Genomic DNA, 20,935 nt, shown 5'->3' with positions numbered 1-20,935 from the left:
TTTTTTATTGTGGCTTCTAGCCAGTTTTTCTCGAAGAGAAAAACAAGAAAACCACCAGCTATGCTGGTGGCTGACAAGGCTTTGAGCTTCCATTTCTTTTTCCTGATATAATCTAATTGTTCAGGTTAGATAAAGGGGGAAAAGAAATGGCTAAAACCAGTTACAGTCTATCACATACCAAATGGATGTGCAAATATCATATAGTTTTCACACCTAAATACCGTAGAAAAGCTATCTATTATAAGGTTAGACAAGATTTAATTGAAATTTTCCGTCATTTGTGTAAATATCGAGGTGTTGAAATTATAGAAGGACACATGATGCCAGATCATGTTCATATGCTTGTACTAATCCCACCTAAACTTGCAATATCTGATTTCATGGGTTATTTGAAGAGTAAAAGTGCTTTAATGATTTTTGATAGACATGCTAATTTGAAATATAAGTATGGAAATCGTAAGTTTTTAGCGAGAGGTTATTACGTTAGCACAGTCGGATTAAATGAAAAGACCGTAGCGAAATACATTCGAGAACAAGAGAAAAATGATATTGCTCTCGATAAGCTGAGTGTAAAAGAATATGAGGATTCATTTTCAGATGGCGGATTCAGAACACGTTAAAAGCCCGTTGTTACGGGCAATAGTCAAGTAATACAAGCTCTAACCTGAACGAAGTTCAGCGAACGCCTTTAGGCGTCGCTGGAGAGAAACGGCTTACAGCCGGTGTACAAGCCACCCGTTTTCACGGGTGGTTTTGACTTCAGGACTATCAGAAATCTCAGTCAATTGTTGTGAATGGTTGAGATTTTTGCTTATCCCGACTACATCCTTTTATTTTTAGGTCATCAGCCTGAATCCAAAGCGGAACGTGCTTTTTTAGCTTTTTTTTGCTATAATTGTAGGTACTATTGTGTAGAGAAAGGCATTGGAAATGCAGGATAAACACCTTGTTGATGTAAATTTAACGAAAGAAATGAAGTCGAGCTTTATCGACTATGCCATGAGTGTTATCGTGTCTCGGGCTTTACCAGATGTTCGAGACGGGTTGAAACCTGTTCATCGCCGTATTCTTTACGGAATGTATGATCTGGGAGTAAGCCCTGATAAACCTCATAAGAAATCTGCTCGGATTACCGGGGATGTTATGGGTAAATACCATCCACACGGAGATTCCTCTATTTATGAGGCTATGGTACGGATGGCTCAGTGGTGGTCTTATCGGCATATGCTAGTCGATGGTCATGGAAACTTTGGGTCCATGGATGGTGATGGTGCAGCTGCCCAGCGTTATACTGAAGCCCGTATGAGTAAGATTGCTTTAGAACTACTACGGGATATTAATAAGGATACTGTTAATTTCGTTCCTAACTATGATGGTAGTGAGCAGGAACCGGCCATTCTTCCCTCTCGTTTCCCAAATCTTCTTGTTAATGGAGCCACGGGAATTGCAGTCGGTATGGCTACTAATATTCCTCCTCACAACCTAGGTGAATCTATTGATGCTGTTAAGTTGCTAATGGATAATCCGGAAGTCACAACACGGGAATTGATGGAAGTTTTGCCTGGTCCTGATTTTCCAACAGGTGCCCTTGTCATGGGACGTTCAGGTATTCATCGAGCTTATGAGACTGGTAAGGGATCAATTGTTCTTCGATCTCGGACAGAGATAGAAGAAACAAATTCTGGCAGGGAACGGATTGTTGTTACAGAATTTCCTTATATGGTCAATAAAGCCAAAGTTCAAGAACATATTGTGAAGCTCGTTCAAGAGAAACGAATTGATGGGATTACCGCTGTCCGAGACGAGTCCAACCGTGAAGGTGTTCGCTTTGTCATTGAGATTCGAAGAGATGCATCTGCAACAGTTATTTTGAATAACCTTTTCAAATTGACTCAAATGCAGACCAACTTCTCTTTTAATATGCTGGCCATTCACAATGGTGTACCCAAAATTCTCTCTCTTCGTGAAATACTTGGTGCTTATATTGAGCATCAGACAGATGTTGTAGTTCGTCGGACTCGTTTTGATAAGGAAAAAGCAGAAGCTCGAGCGCACATCTTAGCAGGTCTTTTAATTGCATTAGATCATATTGATGAAGTCATCCAGATTATTCGGAATAGCGAAACAGATGCCCAAGCTCAAACTGAGTTAATAGAGCGTTTCAACCTGTCAGAGCGGCAAAGTCAAGCTATCCTAGATATGCGTCTTCGCCGATTGACAGGCTTAGAACGAGATAAAATTCAATCGGAATATGACCAGCTCTTAGAATTAATTGCAGATCTAGCAGATATCCTAGCTAAACCAGAACGTGTGAAGCAAATTATTCAAGAAGAGTTAGATGAAATCAAACAAAAATATGCTGATCCTCGTAGAACTGAACTGATGGTCGGAGAAGTTCTTAGCCTAGAAGATGAAGACTTAATTGAAGAAAGTGCCGTACTCGTTACCCTCTCTAATAAGGGCTATATCAAACGCTTAGACCAATCTGAGTTTACTGCACAGAAACGGGGCGGTCGTGGTGTTCAAGGTACGGGTGTCAAAGATGATGATTTTGTTAGCCAATTAGTATCTACTAGCACACACGACTATCTTCTCTTCTTCACCAATCGAGGACGAGTGTATCGCCTTAAAGGCTACGAAATCCCTGAATATGGTCGTACGGCTAAAGGTTTACCAATTATTAACCTCTTGAAATTAGATGAAGGGGAAAGTATTCAAACCTTGATAAATGTAACGAAGGAACAGGAAGATCATGGCTTTTTCTTCTTCACAACCAAGTTCGGTGTGGTAAAACGAGTTCCAATTTCCGCCTTCCAGAACATTCGTCAAAATGGTTTGTTAGCTTTAAAACTCCGTGATGAGGATGAATTGATTAACGTTCTTCTTACCGATGGAGAATCAGACATTCTGATTGGTACACGCTATGGCTATGCCGTTCGTTTTAAGGAAAGTAGCTTGCGTCCGCTCAGTCGAGGTGCTGCAGGGGTGAAAGGGGTTAGTCTCCGAGACCAGGATCAAGTGGTTGGAGCTAGCATTGTAACGGATGAAGATGATCTAGTGGTCATTACAGAGCTTGGTTACGGAAAACGGACCCCCGCTAAAGATTTCCCAACCAAAAATCGTGGTGGTAAAGGAATGATTTTGGCGAAAATTACCGAGAAAAATGGTCCACTAGTTGGTCTTAGAACGGTCCATGAAGAGCACGATTTAATGGTGATGACGGATAAAGGAGTTGTTATTCGAACTCATGTGGCAGATATTAGTCGAATTGGTCGTGCAGCTCAAGGAGTTAAGATTATGCGTTTGACAGATGACTCCCGTATTGTAACCTTTACAAATATAGATGCAGAAATGAAAGAAGATATAGAAGATGGCGAAGAATAAAAAGAAAACGAGAAATTGGCCACGTTACCTACTTGCAGGAATTCTCTTTATTGTGGCTCTGAGCTTAATTTTTAATAGCTCTATCCGAAATATGGTCATGGTTTACCATACAAATCAGTACCAAGTAGCTAAAGTTTCTAAAGAAAAAATTGAAGAAAACAAAGCGGCAGAAGCGAATTTTGATTTCCAAAGTGTTGAGGCTCTATCAACCGAGAGAGTTTTAGAAGCACAAATGAATCAACAGGACTTGCCGGTTATTGGAGGAATTGCCATTCCAGATTTGAACTTGAACCTTCCGATTTTCAAAGGTTTAGCTAATGAAGTTCTCTATTATGGTGCTGGTACCATGAAAGAAAATCAAGTAATGGGGAAAGGCAATTATTCTCTAGCTAGTCACCATGTTTTTGGAATTACTGGAGCTAATCAAATGCTCTTTTCACCCCTAGAACATGCTCAAAATGGGATGAAAATTTACTTAACAGATAAAGACAAGGTTTATACCTATACTGTTAAGAGTGTTGAGACGGTTACACCAGATCGAATTGATGTAATCCAAGATACTGAGGGAATGAATGAACTCACTTTGGTTACCTGTGAAGATGCTGCAGCAACCTATCGAACCATTGTTAAAGCTGATTTAACAGAAGAATCTGATTTTAACAGCACTGATCCAGAAGTCTTAAAGGCTTTTGAAAGTCAATATAATCAAATGCAATTGTAATCGTCCAAGGTTTGGGACATCATGTTCCAAACCTTTTTCTAATAGAAAGGAAGAGAATTGTGAGTTCAGATTATCAGACCAAGATTGTCGAACGACACCGTAAGGAACGGCGAAATCTGGGAATCCTTTTCGGTATATTAGCACTCTTACTGACTCTCTTTCTCAGTTTAGATTTTTTTGAAAAGGGAAAAAATAGTTTTATCGCACCGCTTATTTCTTTTTTTCAACCTAAAGAACCTCCCAAACCGCGCTTTAGTAAGGGAAATCAAGTTCTCTACAAGGATGGAGAAGAGGAAATCATTGGTCAAATTGTCAACAGTACCGAGGATAAAGAAGAAGGCTTTATCTATGAAATTGAGCTGGAGCTAGGCCGTATCAAAGATAACATACCGGAAGATCAACTGGAAGCAGTAGCTACACTCTATCAATTGGGAGACGACGTAGATCTAGCACCGTCTTCGACACTTCAGGGAAGTGGGCAAATCACTAAAATTAATCGAATCAATCATCAAATTATTTATGGAGCTTCTGTTGAGCAACTGGGGCGAGTTTATGATATTAAAGAAGATGAATTGAAAACGACTCTTCAAGTTGGTTTAAAAGCAGAAAATAGTCGAGAAGAGAATAATAAAATTTTCCGACAGGCATTGGAAGAAAGTCAATCAAACGGCTTCACAATCTTGGAGTTTCCAGAAGGTGAATTTGAAATGGGTGTTGATGATCCAGCCAAGGATTATTTTACTCTCCCATCCAATATCGAATTACGAGGAAACAACACGACCTTAGTTGTGGATGGTGGAATGTTCTGGTTTGGTTTCGCAACTGGACCAGGAGCAACAGATGGTTTGACCAATTTTATCATGGAGGAGTTGCACATTCGGGCTAAGGATCTTCAGAATGGGAACCAATTTATGTTAATGGCGAATCATGGGTATAATTGGACTATTCGGAATAATCAATTTACCTTAGTTCACAAGATGAGTAGTCACATTTTCGACTTAGGAGGAGTTCAGTATGCTGAGTTCATTGGCAATACTTTCTCTGGTTATGCTCCCAATCTAACAGATACTCAAGCTTTACCTGAAAATGCTGATTTTCATCGTTTTTATGCAGAGGCTATTCAACTAGATGCAAGTAATAATAGTGGGGTTTGGGATGGCTCCTATTTACGAAATACAGATCCTAATTATTCTACTAATAATGTTGAAACTATCCTATCTAATGGTATTGTTATTCGAAACAATCAATTCATACCTTATAAAGATGCTTCTGGTAAGGTAATAGCTTATGGTGCCACACTTGGTCAACATTCTTCCAAAGTTGGTTATGTAACTATTTCGGGAAATCTCTTCGAATCAACATTATCGACACGTTTTGGACCTTTAGAAAATCATCAATGGGTATTAAAACCAATCCATTTCCCTCCTGATACGACAACAGTAACAGAGTATGATAATCGGATTGAATCCTAAAAATAGATAAAAAATGGGGACTATGGATATTTTACACAATACCGATAGTACCCATTTTTTGATTATTTGACTCTCCATCTATTTCGAATAAATAGATGGAGGTGGCAAACATGTACGAGATTAAACATATAAACTCATCTCTTTTACCCAGAGAGAGATTAGTAGAAGAAGGACCTGAAAAATTAAGTAATCAAGAATTACTTGCGATTCTTCTAAGAACAGGACTTAAAGGACAATCATCGCTAGAAGTTGCTCAGATTTTACTGAAACACATCCAAAGTTTAGCTGAATTACGCTATCTAACGCTGCGTGAACTTCAGGAAATACCTGGGGTAGGTATCGTTAAAGCTATTGAATTAAAAGCTATGGTGGAGCTTGGTAAGCGGATTGACCAAGCCAAACTCAAAAAAGAACAAGCTATTTTATCTAGTCATCAATTAGGTCTTCGTCTCGTTAAAGAATTGGGTTCTTTAAGACAGGAGCATCTACTAGCTATCTATCTAGATACACGAAATCAGATTTTAGAAGAGCGAACAATTTTTATAGGATCCGTGAGTAGGAGCTTAGCTGAACCTAGGGAGATTCTGCATTATGCAGTTAAGCATATGGCAAGTTCTCTCATTATCGTTCACAATCATCCGTCAGGTTCACTCAGACCAAGTCCCAACGATGATCATGTTACGCAAGTTCTATCAGAGGCAGCAGGAACTCTAGGGATACAGCTTTTAGATCATTTGATTATTACCCAAGAATCGTATTTTTCCTATCGTGAAGAAGAGCGCTTGCCTTAATATAGTTAAAATCGAGAGAATCTCATTCTCTCGATTTTTTGGCTATATGGAATCATTTTCAGATCTATTCATAAAATAAAGGAGGGTTTGTAATTCACTTGTTAAATCGACATATTGAACAACCACATCTTTAGGAATAGAAAGATTAACGGGGGAAAAGCTTAGTATCCCTTTAATACCAGTAGCAACCAATTGATTAGCAACTTCTTGAGCTTTCACACTTGGTACCGTCAAAATAGCTGTCTTCACTCCAGAATCCGCTAGTTTTTCTTGAAGCTGGGAAATCGGATAGATAGGAATCCCATCTTCTGTAACAGTACTAACAGCTTCATGTTCATCTCTATCAAAAGCCATGACAATTTTCATTTTATTGCGTTCTTCAAAACGATAGTGAAGTAGAGCTTTTCCCATATTTCCAACTCCGACTAGGGCAACATAAGTAATGTTATTATCGTTTAAAAGATCAGCAAAGAAGGTCATTAGTTTTTTGACATCGTAGCCAAAACCACGCCTCCCCAATTCTCCAAAGTATGAAAAATCGCGTCGAACAGTAGCAGCATCAATCCCAATAGCTTCAGCAATTTGTTTGGAACTAGCTTTTTCAATTTTTTCAGTATTAAAACGCTTAAAAATACGGTAGTAAAGAGATAAACGTTTGGCAGTTGCACGTGGAATTGATTGATTTCTCACTTCCATAGTCCATATCCCTTCCTTTCTCCTGAGTTTGTGAATTAATTATATTATAAGGGAAATAGTGATAAAAATCAATGAATCCACTTACAAAAGTAGGAGAAGAAACAAGAAAAGGTTGAGACCAAAGTCTCAACCTCCATTAGCAGCAATTATTTGTAATTGCGAGATTCCAAACCTTCTTCTTCAAGGAAGAGACGGAATGGCACAAGCTCTTCAGCTTCGTATTTCTCTTTGTAAGCTGCAATTTCTTCAGCAGAGTAAACTTTTGGATCCAAACGAAGTTCTGGAGCTTCAACTGGAATTGGACGATCTTGAGTGATGCGAGCATCAATCACAACAGTCTTACCAGCTTTGTTCAATTCTACAGCTTCTTTCATAACAGCATCGATATCTTCGATACGATCAACACGGAAACCAACAGCACCTTGTGCTTCAGCAATCATCTTGTAGTCTGGGTTTGTGAAGTCTACACCAAACAAGTGTTTGTTTGTATCTTCGTATTTGTTCTTGATGAAAGCATACTCAGCATTAGAGAAGACAACGTTGATAACTGGAAGATTGTATTGAACGTTTGTAATCACGTCTGGGTAGCACATACCGAAGGCACCATCACCCATGATGTTCCAAACTTGGCGGTCTGGGTTATCTTTCTTAGCGGCAATACCACCAGGAAGTGCGATACCCATTGTTGCAAAGAGTGGAGAAGTACGCCACATATTTTTAGGGCTCATGTGAAGGTGACGAGTAGAAGTTTGTGTAGAGTTACCGACGTCAATAGAGTAGATCGCATCTTGATCAGCAAATTTGTTGATAGCATTGTAGACTTGGTACAATTGAAGTTCGCCTTCAGTTTTGCCTTCCAATTTGTTCATGTAGTCACGCCAGTTTTGGTTGTTTTTCACAACAGCTCTCCACCATGGTGTAGATTCAACTGGATTAACTTTCTCAAGAATTGCTTGAGCAGCTTCTTTAACATCACCAAGGATAGATGCATCAAGTGCATGACGTTTACCAAGTTTGTATGGATCGATATCTACTTGGATGAACTTCTCAATGTTCTTGAAAGTATTGTAAACTTCTGAGAATGGGAAGTTGCTTCCTAGGAAGAGAACAGTGTCTGCTTCAAAGATAACTTCATTGGCAGATTTCCAACCTACACGGTAAGCAGAACCAGTCAAACCTTCATAATCCCATTCAAAGGCTTCAAAGTTTTTACCAGTTGTTACGATAGGAGCTTTAATTTTACGGGAAAGTTCAGTGATCACATCACCTGCACCAACACCACCAAAACCAGCATAGATTACTGGACGTTTTGCATTGTTAAGGATTTCAACCGCTTTATCAACTTCAGCTTGGTTCAAAGCTGGAGCAACAAAAGTACGGTCGTAAGTACCTGATCCATAGTAAGAATCTGCATCGATTTCTTCAAAACCAAAGTTAACTGGGATTTCAACTACAGCAGGACCTTTTTTAGCAATTGCAGCACGGCAAGCTTCGTCAATGACTTTTGGTAATTGAGCAGCATAAGCTACACGCTTGTTATAAACTGCTACACCATTGTACATTGGGTTTTGATTCAACTCTTGGAAAGCATCCATGTTCAATTCAGTAACTGGACGAGAACCAAGGATTGCCAACATTGGAGTTGCATCCATTGCAGCATCGTAGATACCGTTAATCAAGTGAGTCGCACCTGGTCCACCAGATCCAACACAGACCCCAATAGAGCCACCGAATTTAGCTTGCATAAGAGCTGCAAGAGCACCAGTTTCTTCATGGCGTACTTGCAAGAATTGAATGTCTTTATCTTCTGCAAGTGCATCCATCAAGGAACTCAAGGTACCAGAAGGGATACCGTAAATTGTATCAACGCCCCAAGTTTTCAAGACGTTAAGCATAGCAGCAGAAGCAGTGATTTTAGTCATAGTGACAAATCTCCTTTTGAAATAGTAATCATAAACTAATTAATGGAAACGCTTAACTAGTATTACAAACAAATTATATCACACTTCTATCGAGAAAGACAATAATCTGCTCACAATTATGAGAATTATTCTAAAAATAAAAAAGACGATAGATTCTTTTCATGAAATTTTCGATTTCCAAATGATTGTTTACTGTTATCGTATAAGAAAATGGAGTTCATCTCATTGGAAATAATAGGATGAACTCCATTTTAGATTTTTAAATACGACTAATTTTTAGGGAAATCGTCGCTACTTATAAAGCGATAAACATCTCCCAGGGTTCCTTGGAAAAGAAGATCTTGACCATTGAAAGTAAAAGATGTCACCTTCAAATAATCTGGGATGGCTAAACATCCTGAAAATTGGCGGGTTAGGTCACTATATTTTTCAAAGGTTAAACTACGATCAACCTTATAGGAATCTGTGTAATGAAGTTCGTACATAAATCATTCTCTCCTTTTTTCGTCTTACCTTAATTGTAACACAAAAATTTACAAGAAGGAGAAGAGATGCTCAGACCTCTTCTTTAGAGAAGACATTACGGTCGACTAAACTGTCCATGAGGAAAAAGAATTTTTCTCGATAAATAGGGCTGACCTTGTCTTGAAAAATATTAACTTGGTGGAGGCCGGAAGCATCGGTAATAGTTAGACGAAAGGCAGATAAATCCTCTTTTATAGCAATTTTAACGAGAAATCCTTGTCCACTATTAGGAACTTCTTCTAAGAGACGTTGCAATTCATAATTGCCAACCTTGTTTTGAGTAAAGGTTGTATCACGTAGGGTATATTTCTTAATTCTTTTATCAATATGGTAGCGATAAGGAGAGTTTGGTAAATGAACACTAGTTGAAAAGGCCATCATGATCCTCCAATTATTTTCTTGAGTGTTTGAGTAAAGGTTAGAACATCTTCCAAACTTGTCTCATCTGAGAGACTAACACGAATACTATGATTGATTCGTTCTGTTTGGTCTGGATAATAGGCTTCAATGACATGACTGGGTTCTAAGGTTCCCGCAGTGCAAGCAGAACCACCAGATACTGCAATCCCAGCCAAATCTAGTTGCATTAGCAAGCTATCTTTTCCAACTTGTGGAATCATAAGGCTAAGGACATGTGGTAATTGTGGCCCTGTCTCATTCAGAAACACCGACTCAGGTAAGTTTGCTAGAAGGGTTGTTCTAAGCTCTTGAACGTGCTCCTCTTTTTTCTCCCAATTTTCCAAACTTTCATCTAAGGCGGTAGCCATAGCAACAATACCAGGAAGATTTTCTGTTCCGGCGCGATGTTTATTTTCTTGAGTTCCTCCAAGAATTAAGCTCTTTAACTTGGGCATACTATTGTAGAGGAAACCGACTCCCTTAGGCCCATGAAACTTGTGAGCGGAGCCCGTCAAAAAGTCTATCCCAAGCTCTTGAGGATGAATGGGCCTTTTTCCCATCCATTGAACCGCATCTACATGAAAGGCAGCTGGATGTTCTTGAAGGATTTGTCCGACTTGAGCGATGGGAAGTAGCGAACCTGTCTCATTGTTGGCAGCCATCATAGAGACTAAAAGGGTATCCTCTCGTAAGACCGTGCGGAAATCTTCTATTCTACAATGACCATCTTTAGGTTGGAGGTAGGTAACTTCAAATCCGTGCTCCTTTTCAAGTTTATGAAAAACTTCTAAAACAGAATGGTGCTCAATAGCGGTAGTAATTAAGTGTTTTCCTTGATGTTGGTGGCTTAAAGCATAGGACAGAATAGCTAGATTATTGGATTCTGTACCGCCAGAAGTGAAGATAATTTGATCCGCTGAAACCTTCAAGTGGCCTGCAATCGATTCACGTGCTTGACGTAAATATTTGCGAGCATCCCTACCCAAGCCATGAGTGCTAGACGGATTGCCATAATGTTCTTGCATGATTTCCACCATGATAGCCAGGGCAGTTGAGCTGATTTTAGTGGTTGCAGCATTGTCTAAATAAATCATTTTGTTTCTTCTTTATGAAAATTAAATAGGGGACTAACAGGTTTACGTTCCTGAATTCGAACAATGGCATCCCCAATTAAGTTACTCGCCGATAAACGCAAGGTATTATCTGGGATAGCCTGTTTGGTTGCTACAGAATCGGTTACAACAATTTCTTTAATATTAGCCTGGTTCAAAAGCTCGGTTGCTTGACCAGCAAATAATCCGTGGCTCGCTGCAGCATAGATCTCAGTAGCTCCTTCATCTGTTAGAATTTTCGCAGCTTCAGAGAAGGTCTTACCAGTATTTAGGATATCATCAATCATGATGACACGTTTCCCAGCAACATCTCCAATGACATATCCTTCTTCTCGATCAGAATCATCTTGAGCATAGTCAATAATAGCGATTGGTAAATCCAAAAGTTCTGCTAGTTGGCGTGCTCGTTTTACTCCAGAGTTTTTAGGGCTAACAACCACCACATCATCTTGGCACAAACCTTTATCAAAATAGTGTTGCGCAAAAAGGGGTACGGTGAAAAGATTGTCTACAGGGATGTTAAAGAAACCTTGTACTTGCACCGCATGTAAATCCAAGGTCAACAGACGGGTAACACCTGCTTTCACTAACATATTCGCAACTAGCTTAGCAGTGATGGGTTCTCGTGGAGCAGCAGTGCGGTCTTGGCGTGCATAACCAAAATAAGGCATCACAACATTAATGGAATTAGCACTAGCTCGTTTACAAGCATCAATCATAATTAAGAGCTCCATTAGGTGGTTGTTTACAGGATAGCTAGTAGATTGAATAATGTAAATATCAAAACCACGAACACTTTCCTCGATGTTAATTTGAATCTCACCATCCGAGAATTGACGAGAAGAGAGTTTTCCTAATGGAACTCCGGTTTCTTTGGAGATAAGTTCTGCAATTTCTGGATTCGAATTTAATGAAAAAATTTTCATTTGTTGTTTGTCGGTTTGTGTCGCAATCATGGATGGGGTGAACTCCTTTTATTATTTCTTTCTATTTTATCAAATTTTGTCTAAAGATTCAGCCTTCTATAATCTAGCAGAAAAGCGGGCAACTTTTGTTGGAGTCTTGCGTTGTTCAATCTGGTGCTCTGCTAAGAAGTTTTTAAAATCTTCATAACCTTGAGCAGGATTCGTAACTTCTAACTCCAATTCATAATCAATTTGATCAAAGTAGCAGCTCTTATCAAGTGCTAGAAGTCCAATCGGTAATTCTACTTCTATTCTTTCGGTTTGAAGACTTCCTAAAATTTGTAACTGGTCAAGATCAATGCCTTCTTCTTGAATTAAATCTAAAATAGAACCCTCGGGAAGATGCAACTGGTCTGGAAAATGAGGCCAGATATCACTTGGAAGTTCTTGGTTATATTCCATGTTGCCAATAGCTTGAAGAACTTTCAAGGTTAATTCCCCGCCTTCATCAAAAGTTCTCACGCGCAAGGACATCCCCTGTTCTCTTAACATCCAATTAGGGCTATCAATATAGTAGTTCGTTTGATGGATTGGACTGATTTCAGGAAAAAGGGAGCGTAACTGGTCATATTCTGTTTTTTTCAGTAAATTTTTGAATTCAATTTCTAGGTGTTGCATTTTTATGTCTCACTTTCATCCTATTAATGGAAAGGTTTTCAAGAATGTGTTAAAATAAGATTGTGTCTATTGTATTAAAAAAGACTAGGAAGTACAAGGAGAGGGGCGAAAATGGAACCAAATTGGGAAGATTTATTAGATCCATACATTCAAGCCGTGGGAGAATTGAAAATCAAGCTGAGGGGAATTCGGAAACAATACCGGAAGCAAAATCTTCATTCTCCCATTGAGTTTGTAACCGGCCGTGTGAAGCCCATTGAGAGTATTAAAGAAAAGATGGTAATACGAGCTATTGCAATGGAACGTCTGGAGCAAGATATGCAAGATATAGCTGGATTACGAATCATGGTGCAATTTGTAGACGATGTTTATGAAATCTTAGAGGTTTTACGCCGCCGCAAAGACATGCGGATTATCCAAGAAAGAGATTATATTAATCACCGCAAATCGAGCGGTTATCGCTCCTACCATGTTGTTATTGAATACCCAGTTGATACTATCCATGGTTACCGAACTATTTTAGCAGAAATTCAAATCCGCACATTGGCGATGAATTTCTGGGCGACTATTGAACATTCCTTGAATTATAAATACAAGGGCAACTTCCCAGAGGAAATTAAAAATCGTTTAGAAAGAGCGGCTCGGATGGCCTATCAGCTAGATGAAGAAATGGGACAAATTCGAGATGATATTCAAGATGCCCAAGCGCTCTTCGATCCCATGCATCGTAAATTATATGACGGAGTAGGTAATAGTGATGACACTGATGAAGAATACCGTTAGACGAATCGCGATTATCGCCAACCAACGCTCTCGTAGTCAGGAAGTTTTCCATGAATTAAGTCAGAAACTACGTTCCTATAAGCAATTTGAATTAACACGAAAGAATCCAGACATTGTCATTTCTATCGGTGGAGATGGAATGTTACTTTCTGCTTTTCATCGCTACAAGCATCAGTTAGATAAAGTCCGTTTTATTGGAGTCCATACAGGTCATCTAGGATTTTATACAGACTATCGAGACTTTGAACTAGACCTTTTAGTGCAAAATCTTCTTCTCGATCAAGGAGCACAGATTTCTTATCCTTTGCTTCAAATTAAAATTCACCATAAAGGAGGAGAAGTAAAGGAACATTTGGCTTTAAATGAAGTGACTGTTAGACGGACAGACCGGACTATGGTAGCAGATTTACACTTGAACCAAGTGCTCTTTGAGCGATTTCGAGGGGATGGAATCTGTATTTCAACGCCAACTGGCTCCACAGCTTACAATAAGTCTCTGGGGGGAAGTGTCTTGCATCCGACAATTGAAGCTCTCCAGGTTACTGAAGTTGCTAGTCTCAATAATCGGGTTTACCGTACGTTAGGATCCTCAATTATTGTTCCTCGTAAGGATAAAATCGAAATTCTCCCTCTGTCGGATGCAGCCCATACCTTATTAGTCGATAACCATATTTATCAATTGGAGCAGGTAACCAAGTTCGAGTGCCAAATCTATCATCGTAAGATTTCTTTTATGGCCTCATCTAAACATACCAGTTTCTGGGAACGAGTAAGAGACTCCTTCATTGGAGAGGTGGAGGACGAATGAGATTTCAATTTATTGTTGATGAGCATGTCAAGGTGAAGACCTTTGTCAAACGCCATGATATTTCTAAGGGACTTCTGGCGAAAGTTAAATACCGTGGTGGTCAAATTTTAGTAAATGGGAAGCCCCAATTTGCGACATATCTCTTAGATATTGGTGATGAACTTATCATTGATATCCCAGCTGAACCCCCCTTCGAAAAATTAGAAGCTATTTCTAAAAAGTTAGATATTGTCTATGAAGATCAGCATTTCCTAGTTCTCAATAAACCAGCGGGTGTGGCTAGTATTCCTAGTGTTAATCATTCTAATACGATGGCTAATTTTGTGAAAGGATACTATCAGGAACAAGGCTATGAAAATCAGCAAGTCCATATTGTGACTCGGCTAGATCGTGATACCTCAGGACTCATGCTGTTTGCAAAACATGGCTATGCCCACGCTCGTCTAGACAAACAACTTCAGGCTCGGACCATCGAGAAAAAATATTTAGCACTTGTTAGGGGAGAATCTCCTCTTCCTCAACAAGGAGAAATTGTTGCCCCTATCGCTCGTAACCCAGATAGCATTATCACTCGATGCGTAGCACCTGACGGGAAGTATGCTCGTACTTCCTATCAGGTTTTGGCAGACCGTGCTCCAATCTATTTGGTAGATATCCAATTACATACTGGACGAACCCATCAAATTCGTGTTCATTTCTCACATCAAGGTTATCCCTTGTTAGGAGATGATCTCTATGGGGGGAGTTTGACGGACGGTATTCAACGCCAAGCGCTCCATTGCCATTCCTTACGCTTTTTCAATCCCTTTTCAGAGGAAGAACTCTTTTTACGTGCTCCTCTTCCAACTGATTTCCAAAAGGTCCTCGGAGACCTTCCCAAACCTTAAGGAGGTTACTATGAAAATTTTTGATAGCATTCGCCAATCCCTTCAGGGAAAAAACGTTAAGATTGTCCTTCCAGAAGGAGAAGAACCTCGTATTTTACAAGCAACCAAACGAATTGTAACGGATACAGATATCACTCCAGTTCTATTGGGAAGCCCAGAAAGAATTAAGCTATATTTGGAAATTGAAGGAATTACCAAGGGATTTGAAGTGATTAATCCTAAGGACTATGCTGAACTGGATGAATTAGTTGACAGCTTAGTGGAACGTCGTCAAGGGAAACTCAATGAATTAGATGCTCGCACCCTCCTAATGGAAGATGTCAACTATTTTGGTGTGATGTTAGTACATACAGGGCGTGCGCATGGTATGGTATCTGGAGCTATTCATTCAACGGCAGACACTGTTCGCCCAGCCCTTCAAATTATTAAAACCAAACCAGGTATTAAACGGACTTCTGGTTCCTTTCTCATGGTTCGTGGGGAAGAACGCTATCTTTTTGCGGATTGTGCTATTAACATTGAACCAGAAGCAGACGTGTTAGCAGAAATAGCAGTCAATTCAGCTGAGACTGCTAAAGCTTTTGGTATTGATCCAAAGATTGCTATGCTCAGTTACTCTACAAAGGGAAGTGGGTCCGGTCCCAAGGTCAATAAGGTGGTCACTGCAACTAAGCTTGCCCAAGAGTTAGCCCCTGATTTATTGATTGATGGGGAATTGCAATTTGATGCTGCCTATGATCCTGAGACAGCCAAGCTCAAAGCTCCTAATAGTCCCGTTGCAGGACAGGCAACCGTTTTTGTCTTCCCAAGTATTGAGTCAGGAAATATTTGCTATAAGATGGTTGAACGACTCGGCGGCTTTAGTGCGGTCGGTCCAATCTTACAAGGATTGAATCACCCGGTAAACGACCTCTCTCGTGGAGCTAGTATTAAAGATGTCTACAAATTAACGCTTATTACTGCTAGTCAAGCCCTCTATCATTAATGATAGCCAAGGATTAAACGAAGAAGAGCCGTATCCAGTTTTAAACGGTTCTATCAATTGGAATAAATCTGCAGACATCCGATTAGATTTTAAAATAATATACCTTGCTAAAGCTTCTTTGGGGCATTGCTTCAAAGAAGCTTTTTGGCGTCAAATCATTTCTATTTTTCAGGTAATGGATAGACATTATTCAACTTTTACGCTATAATGTGTTTTATAAAACACTAAGGAGGGGTTGTTATGTTTTCTGGTAAACGATTAAGGGATTTACGTGAAAAGCAAGGAAAAACCCAGGCAGATGTTGCTTTAGTTTTGGAAATTAATCGAGCTTCTTATGCTAGTTGGGAGTTGGGAAGAGCCAAGCCGAATCAAGCGAATTTAGAAAAACTAAGTGTGCTTTTTGGGGTAGATACTACCTATTTTGAATCGGAATACGCCATTGTTCATCCCTATCTACAGCTTGATACTAGCAACAAGCTGAAAGCCGAGAAATACGTTGAGGATTTATTAGAGACACAAATAGCAGCAGAAGCTAGGTCCAAAGTAGTGCCTCTATTTGCAGTTCAAGTATTAGACCAGGTTCCCTTATCCGCTGGTTTCGGGGAAACTTACTACGATGAACAGTCCTACCAGACAGTTTATACAGATCAGGAGTATTCCTATGACTTCGCATCCTTTATCCAAGGTGATTCTATGGAACCTCAATATTTTGATGGGGAAGTAGCCTTGTTTGATGATGACGGATTTGATTATGATGGAGCTGTCTATGCTATCTCCTTAAATGGACGGGCTTATATCAAACGAGTCTATCGTGAAGTGGAAGGCTATCGAATTGTTTCTTTTAACTCAGAGTACGCGGATATGTTTGCTGGTCCTGAGGATGATTTTCGGATTGTTGGTAAGGTTATTGGTCACTTTCGACCTATCGAAGAAATATAGTAGGTAAATAATCAAATAACTAGGGTTATTAAATTATCGTTAGAATGCTCGTAGCCCTATAACTAGCCTTAGAACTATGAGATTTGTTTATGGCAGTGGTTCATATGTCATCTAATCGAATACTTAGCCTCCCATTAAAAACAGCAGCCGCTCTAAAATCCAGAGTGGGTCCTGTTTTTAATTTGTAGGATACAGTTTATGACCGAATAGAACTTGTCTGCCATTTTTCTAATAGTCTTGTCTGTTCCAGTTGCCCATCAGCATCCAATCCTTTCAAATCTTCAATAAAAGCAATGATTTCTGGATTTGGCTTAGGAACAATTTGGCCAAGGGCCCAGATGGCTGTAGCGACGTGGATTTTATTCTGGGATGTGTCGATGATTTCAAGTAGTTTTGGAACAGCAGATCGATCACGACTATTGGCTAGAGCAATAATTGCATTTCGCTGGAGAATATTTTTTCCACGCCAAGAACCAGCTACTTGACCGAATTTTTCTTTAAATTGTCCATTGCTCAACTCAAGGAAGGGAAGGAGTTGAGGGTGAGCGAGCTCAGGATCAATATCCGTGTGTACTTGATTAAGAATGCCCTTGTTATAAGGACAAGAAATTTGACAGATGTCGCAACCATAAATAACCGATTTGATTTTCTTGCGAAACTCCAAATCCATCATACCCTTATCTTGGGTTTGAAAGGATAAGCAGCGTTTGGCATTCATACTGCCGTCTCCAATCAGACAAGATGTCGGGCAAGAGGTCAAACAGCGGGTACAATCACCACAACCATTTGGAACGGGTTGATCAGGTTCAATTTCTAGATTGGTAATGAGCTCACCTAAGAAAACATAAGAGCCATATTCTTCTGTAATTAGTAGTCCATTTTTTCCGATAAAGCCTAGGCCTGCGCGTTGAGCAACTGCGGTATCGACAAGAGCCCCAGTATCAACCATCGTTTTGTATTCTAGCTGAGTATCCAATTGACGAATGGCTTGTGCCAATGCTTCCATTTTTTCTTGTAGGAGGAAGTGATAGTCTCGTCCCCAGGAAGAAGGAGTGAACTTACCTCGTTTAAATTCGGATTTTTTAGCTGGCTGTGGTAATTTATGGGGATAAGCTAGAGCAATGGAGATGATAGTCTTGGCTGACTTCAAACTGAGTTTCGGATCTAACCGTTCTTCTAGGATTTTATGTTCAAATCCTGATGATCGCTCTTCTTCTTGGGCTAAACGCAAAGATTTTTCTAAATAATTGAAATCATCAGCTGTAGTAAAACCGATTTTCGAAATCCCAATTTGTCTAGCTAGCGCTTTAATCTCTTCCTTTATATTCATAGGCTCATTATACTTTAAATTTTCCAAAAACAAAAACAAACATCCTTATATTTATGTTAAAAATAAATTGTTAAAATTTCACAAAATATTTGCTAAGCGGTTACAAAAGAATCCCAGAAAATTCTGGGAACCTGGTCTCAAGAAAAAATTGATAATCTGGTCAAAGCTGTCGCAGAAGCAACCTATGCTAAACGAGAAGAATTGGCTAAAATGGCTAATAAAGAAACCGGCTAGGGAAAATGGCAGGATAAGGTTGCCAAGAATACGCTGGCTTCTATGGGAGGATATGAGGAATACAAGGACTTAAAGACTGTCGGAATTCTTCATCGAGACGAGGAAAAGAAAGTAATGGAAGCAGCAGTACCAGTTGGGGTTATTGCAGCCTTGATTCCATCTACCAATCCAACTTCTACAGTCATTTTCAAGGCTATGATCGCCTTAAAAACGGCCAACTCTATCATTTTCTCCCCACATCCAAGTCCTGCTAAATGTATTCAAGCGACTGTTGATGTGATTCGTCAAACCTTAAAAGAATTTGAAGCACCAGAGAACGCCGTTAACTATTTGGAATATGCTTCTCTTGAAGCAACTCAAGAATTGATGGATAACCGATACACCAAGATGATTTTGGCAACTGGTGGCAAAACCATGGTCAAGGCAGCCTATTCCTCTGGGACACCAGCCATTGGTGTGGGACCTGGTAATGTGCCTTGCTACATTGAGAAAACAGCCAATATTCCTTTGACCGTTAAACGGATTATTGGTTCTAAAACTTTTGATAATGGTGTTATTTGTGCTTCAGAACAATCCGTTATCGTGGACGAAGCTATTGCTGAGGCCGTAAAAGAAGAATTTTTCCAACAAGGGGCTTATTTCATAACGGGAGAAGATGCAGCCAAATTTGGCAAGTTGATGATTCAAGGCAACGGACTAATGAATCCAGCCATGGTCGGAAAAGATGCACAAACCCTTGGGAAAATTGCCGGAGTAGACATCCCTGACAATGCCACAGTCATTATCCATGAAGAAACTCAAGTTGGTCGGGATTATCCATACTCAACTGAAAAACTCTGTCCAGTCTTAGCTTTCTACACTGTCAAAGATTGGGAAGAAGGCTTGGCTTTAAGCCGTAAAGTTCTCGAATTAAAAGGACTCGGTCACACACTGTCGCTCCATACAGAAGACGATCAAGTAGTTGAAAATTTCTTCCTACACAGTCCAGTATCTCGTGTCCTCGTCAATGTTGGATCGGCCTTGGGAGCAGTAGGTGCAACAACCGGATTCCTACCATCCATGATGTTAGGCTGTGGCGCTATCGGAAATGGCTCCACTTCAGATAATATTGGACCTAAAAATCTTATCAATATTCGCTACCTAGCATATGGGGATAAGGAAATTGGAGATTTATAGAGAGGTTGGACTTAAAGTGATACGTCTCGTGCCAAGTAGTCAGTTAAAATAAATAAAATGTAAGGAATCAGATCGCTTTGGATTAAGCGGTCTGGTTTTTCTTACTATGACGGGCACGTTCTATATCTGAGTTGAAAGAACCCGCTACCAGTGAGCTCAATAGCTATTCTCAAAACTAACTATCGTGAAGCAACGAGAAGTACGAGGTCATTTAGATACCCCCAAAAATTTTTTATAGATAAAAGTCGTGAAACAAGGAACAAAAAATACTTTAAAAACTAAGAAAAGTCTTCATTTTTGAAACATATTTCTATTTTAATATAATGTATTGAAATAAATAACAGAAGTTGATACAATCATAATGTAAACGTTTACTTATTGTGTGGAGGTCTTAAAATGGCAATCCAAAAAGAATTGATTCCTTTGATAGAGGCTAATCTAACAAAGATGACTGCGACAGAAAGAGAGATTGCAACTTATTTTTTAGAACATAGAACTATCAAATCTCTCACGATTGACTTTTTCTGTGAGACACTTCATGTATCTAAAGCCAGTCTGACACGCTTTTCAAAAAAATGTGGTTTCAGCGGTTTTAGAGAGTTTCTTTATCAATATAAAGAGATGACCAAAAATCAAGAAGTAATGGTCTATAAGGATTGGACACAAAATGTCTTATCAGATTATGAGGAGATGTTACGAAAAAATTATTCGGTACTAGATGAATCTAAATTAGAACGGATTCAACAGTTAATCGAGTCGTCCTCTAAGATTTATTTTTATGCCAAAGGGAGTTCTGCTTTGGCACTACATGAGATGAAAGTGCGTTTCATGAGATTAGGAATCATGGGTGAGGTCATGGATGATGAGGATATGATGTTGTGGACAAGTCTTCTAGTAGATGAATCTTGTTTAATAATTGCAGCTTCAATCTCAGGTCAAACTCAGTCAATTATTCGGGCTTTGAAGAGAGCAAAACAAAATGGTGCTAAGACAGTTTTGATGACTACCAAAAATATAGAAGATATTGAACTTTGTGATGAACTTTTATTATTAGCTTCAACTCAAAATTTATCTTATGGTAATAAAATCTCTCCTCAATTTCCGATATTACTAATGACAGATTGCTTATTTTCTTATTTTTTAAAGGAGAATCCACTACGACCAGACTATTATTAAAAAGGAGGAATA

At 39.3% G+C, this 20,935-nt stretch carries 20 protein-coding genes; 12 read left to right on the top strand and 8 right to left on the bottom strand.

The genetic code is table 11. The annotated features are described in order from the left end of the window. The first annotated feature begins 146 nt into the window (after positions 1-146). From tnpA to radC, 5 genes are all read left to right on the top strand, one after another. Complete coding sequence (gene tnpA / locus E4T71_RS00450) at positions 147-620, top strand: IS200/IS605 family transposase (RefSeq protein WP_135035218.1); 474 nt, start codon at positions 147-149, stop codon at positions 618-620. Positions 621-930: 310 nt separating this feature from the next. Then, positions 931-3,384, top strand: a complete 2,454-nt coding sequence (gene gyrA, locus E4T71_RS00445; RefSeq protein ID WP_135035215.1) for a DNA gyrase subunit A — start codon at positions 931-933, stop codon at positions 3,382-3,384. Then, on the top strand, positions 3,371-4,105 hold the full coding sequence (locus tag E4T71_RS00440) for a class A sortase (RefSeq protein ID WP_135035212.1): 735 nt from the start codon (positions 3,371-3,373) through the stop codon (positions 4,103-4,105). The genes gyrA and E4T71_RS00440 overlap by 14 nt, the downstream gene beginning before the upstream one ends. Before the next feature lie 59 nt (positions 4,106-4,164). Continuing rightward, complete coding sequence (locus E4T71_RS00435; protein ID WP_135035209.1) at positions 4,165-5,577, top strand: HlyD family secretion protein; 1,413 nt, start codon at positions 4,165-4,167, stop codon at positions 5,575-5,577. Between the two features lie 110 nt (positions 5,578-5,687). After that, complete coding sequence (gene radC, locus E4T71_RS00430) at positions 5,688-6,368, top strand: DNA repair protein RadC (protein WP_135035206.1); 681 nt, start codon at positions 5,688-5,690, stop codon at positions 6,366-6,368. Positions 6,369-6,410: 42 nt separating this feature from the next. On the opposite strand, the gene E4T71_RS00425 is transcribed toward radC, so the two are convergent. From E4T71_RS00425 to E4T71_RS00395, 7 genes are all read right to left on the bottom strand, one after another. Then, the gene (locus E4T71_RS00425) at positions 6,411-7,064 is read right to left on the bottom strand and encodes a redox-sensing transcriptional repressor Rex (RefSeq protein ID WP_135035203.1); all 654 of its coding nucleotides are present in this window, start codon (positions 7,062-7,064) and stop codon (positions 6,411-6,413) included. Positions 7,065-7,210: 146 nt separating this feature from the next. Beyond that, positions 7,211-8,986 (bottom strand): pyruvate oxidase, encoded by a 1,776-nt coding sequence (gene spxB, locus E4T71_RS00420; protein ID WP_135035199.1) that lies wholly within the window; start codon positions 8,984-8,986, stop codon positions 7,211-7,213. Positions 8,987-9,255: 269 nt separating this feature from the next. Beyond that, entirely contained in the window at positions 9,256-9,471 is a 216-nt protein-coding gene (locus E4T71_RS00415) for a DUF4649 family protein (protein ID WP_135035197.1), read from the bottom strand. 70 nt (positions 9,472-9,541) lie between these two features. Then, positions 9,542-9,889: a cysteine desulfurase gene (locus E4T71_RS00410; protein ID WP_135035194.1), complete on the bottom strand. Its 348-nt coding sequence runs from the start codon at positions 9,887-9,889 to the stop codon at positions 9,542-9,544. Continuing rightward, on the bottom strand, positions 9,889-11,004 hold the full coding sequence (locus E4T71_RS00405; protein ID WP_135035191.1) for a cysteine desulfurase family protein: 1,116 nt from the start codon (positions 11,002-11,004) through the stop codon (positions 9,889-9,891). Before E4T71_RS00405 ends, E4T71_RS00410 begins: the two co-directional genes overlap by 1 nt. Further along, positions 11,001-11,978 (bottom strand): ribose-phosphate diphosphokinase, encoded by a 978-nt coding sequence (locus E4T71_RS00400; protein WP_135035188.1) that lies wholly within the window; start codon positions 11,976-11,978, stop codon positions 11,001-11,003. The genes E4T71_RS00405 and E4T71_RS00400 overlap by 4 nt, the downstream gene beginning before the upstream one ends. A 66-nt stretch (positions 11,979-12,044) precedes the next feature. Then, a complete protein-coding gene (locus E4T71_RS00395; protein WP_135035185.1) occupies positions 12,045-12,605 on the bottom strand; it encodes a CYTH domain-containing protein in 561 nt (186 codons plus the stop codon). Positions 12,606-12,716: 111 nt separating this feature from the next. Between E4T71_RS00395 and E4T71_RS00390 the strand changes: the two genes are divergently transcribed. The 5 genes from E4T71_RS00390 (at position 12,717) to E4T71_RS00370 (ending at position 17,007) form a co-directional block, all read left to right on the top strand. After that, complete coding sequence (locus tag E4T71_RS00390) at positions 12,717-13,388, top strand: GTP pyrophosphokinase family protein (protein ID WP_135035182.1); 672 nt, start codon at positions 12,717-12,719, stop codon at positions 13,386-13,388. After that, the gene (locus E4T71_RS00385) at positions 13,372-14,196 is read left to right on the top strand and encodes an NAD kinase (protein ID WP_167758448.1); all 825 of its coding nucleotides are present in this window, start codon (positions 13,372-13,374) and stop codon (positions 14,194-14,196) included. Before E4T71_RS00390 ends, E4T71_RS00385 begins: the two co-directional genes overlap by 17 nt. After that, positions 14,193-15,083, top strand: a complete 891-nt coding sequence (locus tag E4T71_RS00380; protein ID WP_135035176.1) for an RluA family pseudouridine synthase — start codon at positions 14,193-14,195, stop codon at positions 15,081-15,083. The genes E4T71_RS00385 and E4T71_RS00380 overlap by 4 nt, the downstream gene beginning before the upstream one ends. A gap of 10 nt (positions 15,084-15,093) precedes the next feature. Further along, on the top strand, positions 15,094-16,068 hold the full coding sequence (pta, locus tag E4T71_RS00375) for a phosphate acetyltransferase (RefSeq protein WP_135035173.1): 975 nt from the start codon (positions 15,094-15,096) through the stop codon (positions 16,066-16,068). A 240-nt stretch (positions 16,069-16,308) separates the two neighbouring features. Then, positions 16,309-17,007, top strand: coding sequence for an XRE family transcriptional regulator (locus E4T71_RS00370; protein ID WP_135035170.1), 699 nt, complete (start codon positions 16,309-16,311; stop codon positions 17,005-17,007). A gap of 196 nt (positions 17,008-17,203) precedes the next feature. Here the strand turns inward: E4T71_RS00370 and queG are convergent, their stop codons facing one another. Beyond that, positions 17,204-18,337 carry a tRNA epoxyqueuosine(34) reductase QueG gene (queG, locus tag E4T71_RS00365; protein WP_135035167.1) on the bottom strand — a complete coding sequence of 378 codons (1,134 nt, stop codon included), beginning with the start codon at positions 18,335-18,337 and terminating at the stop codon, positions 17,204-17,206. A 276-nt stretch (positions 18,338-18,613) separates the two neighbouring features. Here queG and E4T71_RS00360 point away from each other — a divergent pair, with 276 nt between their 5' ends. Then, positions 18,614-19,747 carry an aldehyde dehydrogenase family protein gene (locus E4T71_RS00360; RefSeq protein ID WP_135035164.1) on the top strand — a complete coding sequence of 378 codons (1,134 nt, stop codon included), beginning with the start codon at positions 18,614-18,616 and terminating at the stop codon, positions 19,745-19,747. Positions 19,748-20,143: 396 nt separating this feature from the next. Then, positions 20,144-20,923 carry a MurR/RpiR family transcriptional regulator gene (locus E4T71_RS00355; protein ID WP_306766713.1) on the top strand — a complete coding sequence of 260 codons (780 nt, stop codon included), beginning with the start codon at positions 20,144-20,146 and terminating at the stop codon, positions 20,921-20,923. Positions 20,924-20,935 lie beyond the last annotated feature (12 nt).

This window comes from Streptococcus sp. WM07, from assembly GCF_004570525.1.
Classification (GTDB): domain Bacteria; phylum Bacillota; class Bacilli; order Lactobacillales; family Streptococcaceae; genus Streptococcus.
This window is presented reverse-complemented; position numbering and strand designations above follow the sequence as displayed.